The following is a 3,538-nucleotide window of genomic DNA, read 5'->3' as shown; positions in this document are numbered from 1 at the left end:
CCCCGGGCTCCGCGGCCGCCTCCCCGGGCGGCGCACCGGCGGCGCCGGCCGCCCCCGTCGCCCCGACCACGCCGTCCACGCCCGCATCGGTCCCCGTGCCGCTGCCGGCCCCGGCGCCGTCTGCGCCCGCGCCCGTGGACCCCGTGCCCTCCGACGGCGGGACGGCGCCCTCGGCGCCGACCGCACCCCCGGCACCGTCCTCGGACCCGGTGGTCCCGGCGCCGTCGACCGACCCTGTCGAGCCGGTCCCCTCGATCCCGGTCCCCGTCCCGGACGCGGCCCCCGCGAGCTGACCGGGTCTCAGCCGACCCGGCGCACGAGCGGGCTCAGCCGCGCCCCGCGCTCGGCGGCGCCGGCCAGGCCGGCGGACTCGAGCCAGTTGCCGAGCATGCGGTGCCCGCCCTCGGTGAGCACGGACTCGGGGTGGAACTGCACGCCCCACAGCGGCGCCGTGCGGTGGGCCAGGCCCATGACCACCCCGTCCTCGGTCTCCGCCGTGATCTCCAGGACGGACTCGTCCACGGTGTCCCGCACGGCGGCCAGCGAGTGGTAGCGGGTGGCGGTGAAGGTCTCCGGCAGCCCGGCGAACGTGGCGTGCCCGTGGTGGCGCACGCGGGAGGTCTTGCCGTGCATGAGCGACTCGGCGTGGGTGACGGTGGCCCCGAACGTCTCGGCGATGGCCTGGTGGCCCAGGCACACCCCGAACAGCGGCCGGCCGCCGTCGGCCGCGGCGTGGATCAGGTCGAGGGAGATGCCGGCGTCGGCGGGGGCGCCGGGACCCGGGGAGACGAGGACGGCGTCGTGCTCCTCCGCGAGCGCGCGGGCGGCGGCCCCGTCCATGGCGTCGTTGCGGACCACGGTGGTGCGGGCGCCGAGCTCCTCTAGGTAGCCCACGAGGGTGTAGACGAAGCTGTCGTAGTTGTCCACGACGAGCACGGACACCGCCTCGCGGCCCGGCTGCGGCTGACTGTTCACGGCGGCGCTCCTCGCTCCCGCCCCCGGCGGGACGGGGGTGCATAGACTGGCCGGGGCGCGCCCGGTCCTGGACTGGTCCCTGCAGGGTATCGCGCGACGCGGGCCCCCTCCCGGCGGCGTCCCACGCCCCGCCGGGACCGACGACCCACCCCCGTGACGCCCGGATCCGGGCAGCTGAGGAGAAGACCGTGGCAGCCACCTCCGGCAAGCGCAAGGACTCGGCCCGCAGGAAGCGGCAGGAGCTCGAGCGGGCCCGCGACCGGGCCCGCGGCGGGGGCTCCTCCGTGACCACGGAGCTCGACGGCGTCGACCTGGGCCCGGCCCCCCTGCCCCGCTGGTACAAGGCCGTGATGTTCGGCCTGCTGATCCTGGGGCTGCTCTGGATCGTCGTCTACTACCTCACCCAGGGCCTGCTGCCGATCCCCCAGGCGGCCGGGTGGAACATCCTGATCGGCTTCGGGATCGCCCTCGTGGGCTTCCTGATGATGTCCCGCTGGAGCGAATGACACCGGTGTGATTCTCCACAGCTGTGGACGGCCCTGTGGAGAACTCTCCGCGCCACGGCGCGCCGATCGCCCTGTTGTCCCCGGCGTCGTCCACAGGTGTGGACAGAGACGGGGACAACCGTGCACAGGGGCCTGTGGACGACGCCGGCCCCGTCCGTGGACGGGGCCGGGAGGGCGGCGCGGTGGCCGGGGAGGGGACCGGCTCAGCCCGTGAGGGCCGCCATCCCCAGACGCTCGGCGCCGGAGAGGGTCAGAGCCGCCAGGACGGCGGCCAGCAGCACGAGCCCGGCCGCGTGGACCCCGGCCGAGGCCAGGCCCGCCCCCCGCTCGCCGCGGACAGCGGCCGCGGACGACGGCGGGCCGCCGGCGGCCGTGTAGACCGCGCCGACCGCCGCGCCCGTGAGCAGGCCGCCCACGTGCACCTGCCAGGAGATGCCCGGCAGCAGGAAGGACATCACCAGGTTCAGGCCGATCAGCACCGCGATCGAGCCGACCTGGCCGCCGCGGAACCGGGTGACCAGGAAGAGGGCGGAGAAGAGCCCGTAGACGGCGCCGGAGGCGCCCACGACGGGCTGCAGCGGGTCCGCGACCCACAGGGCGAACACGGCGCCGCCGACGGCGGAGAGCAGGTAGAGCGCCAGGAACCGCCACCGGCCCAGTGCCGGCTCGAGCACCCGGCCGATCACCCACAGGGCCAGCATGTTCAGCGCCAGGTGCGTGGGACCGGAGACGTCGTGCACGAACGCGTAGGTGAGCATGCGCCACGGCTCCAGGCCCAGGGGCGAGGTGTAGGCCCCGGCGTACCAGAGGGTCTCGGTGAGCCCCGTGCGGGAGCCCCGGGTGGCCCACTGGCCCGCGTAGGCGGCCACGGTGACCACCAGGAGCGCCCAGGTGACCGGCATCGCCCGGGCCGAGACGGCCACCCCGCCCCGGGCCGGCCCGGAGCGCCGCGTGGCGGAGGGGGGCGCCGTCGTCGTGCCGGCGGATCCGGGGAGGGCGCCGTCCTGCCCGCCGGCGTGCGCCTGGGCGGCGCACGCCGGGCAGAGCGTGGCGCCGCCGACGCCGGGCCACTGGCACTCGAGGCACGCGGGGGTCCCGCACGCGGCGCACCGCACATACGCCGCACGGCCCGGATGCCGCGGGCACACCGGCGGTGTGCCGTGCGCGGCGTCCGGACCGTGCGGGTCGGACGGGGTGGAGCTCACCGGGGCTCTCAGGCCTCGGTGATCTCGACGGACTCGATGACGACGTCCTCGAGCGGGCGGTCACGCGGGTCGGTGGCCACGGAGTTCAGCTGGTCGACGACCTTCTGGGAGGCCTCGTCCTTCACCTCGCCGAAGATGGTGTGCTTGCCGTTGAGCCAGCCGGTGGGCACGGAGGTGATGAAGAACTGCGAGCCGTTGGTGCCGGGGCCGGCGTTGGCCATGGCCAGCAGGTAGGGGCGGTCGAACTGCAGCTCGGGGTGGATCTCGTCGCCGAACTGGTAGCCGGGGCCGCCGATGCCCATGCCGAGCGGGTCGCCGCCCTGGATCATGAAGTCCTTGATGATGCGGTGGAACACGGTGCCGGAGTACAGGGGGGCGCCGTTGTTCTTCTCGCCGGTCTGCGGGTGCGTCCACTCCTGCTCGCCGGTGGCCAGGCCCACGAAGTTCTTCACGGTCTTGGGGGCGTGGTTGCCGAACAGCTCGACGACGATGTCGCCGTGGTTCGTGTGGATGGTCGCGGTGTGCGTTGCGTTGGTCATGGCCCCCATTGTTCCATCCGATCCCGCGCCGCGCCCCGGTCCGGCCTCCCGCGGTGGACGACGTCGGCCCGGACCGTGCCGGATCCCCCGCGCCGCACTACCCTGGGGAGGGAGAGGACGCACCGTCCGACAGAACATCAGAAGGAGACCGGAGGCACCATGGCCCGCAAGACCCTGAGCACCGAGATCGAGCACGACGGCGCGGCGGACACGTTCTTCGCCCGCCAGGCCGAGGCCCTGCGCCACTGGGCCGCACCCCAGGTGGAGAACGCCCGCGCCTGGGGCGAGGTCAGCGCCGCCTACGGCAAGGTCG

The 3,538-nt window shown here is 75.0% G+C and carries 4 protein-coding genes; 1 reads left to right on the top strand and 3 read right to left on the bottom strand.

Annotated features, from left to right (window positions below; translation table 11 throughout):
* Positions 1–300: 300 nt before the first annotated feature.
* Positions 301–975: an aminodeoxychorismate/anthranilate synthase component II gene (locus tag Q4D18_RS08175; RefSeq protein WP_303127199.1), complete on the bottom strand. Its 675-nt coding sequence runs from the start codon at positions 973–975 to the stop codon at positions 301–303.
* Positions 976–1,163: 188 nt separating this feature from the next.
* Between Q4D18_RS08175 and Q4D18_RS08170 the strand changes: the two genes are divergently transcribed.
* Entirely contained in the window at positions 1,164–1,481 is a 318-nt protein-coding gene (locus Q4D18_RS08170) for a cell division protein CrgA (RefSeq protein ID WP_303127197.1), read from the top strand.
* Between the two features lie 203 nt (positions 1,482–1,684).
* Here Q4D18_RS08170 and Q4D18_RS08165 read toward each other — a convergent pair whose 3' ends face one another.
* Positions 1,685–2,383: a rhomboid family intramembrane serine protease gene (locus Q4D18_RS08165; RefSeq protein WP_303127195.1), complete on the bottom strand. Its 699-nt coding sequence runs from the start codon at positions 2,381–2,383 to the stop codon at positions 1,685–1,687.
* A gap of 311 nt (positions 2,384–2,694) precedes the next feature.
* Positions 2,695–3,225, bottom strand: a complete 531-nt coding sequence (locus tag Q4D18_RS08160) for a peptidylprolyl isomerase (protein WP_303127193.1) — start codon at positions 3,223–3,225, stop codon at positions 2,695–2,697.
* Positions 3,226–3,538: the final 313 nt, after the last annotated feature.

It is taken from the genome of Micrococcus sp. (genome assembly GCF_030523875.1).
Classification (GTDB): domain Bacteria; phylum Actinomycetota; class Actinomycetes; order Actinomycetales; family Micrococcaceae; genus Micrococcus.
Note: the sequence above shows the minus strand (reverse complement) of the source record. Positions and strands in the feature narration are given on the sequence as shown.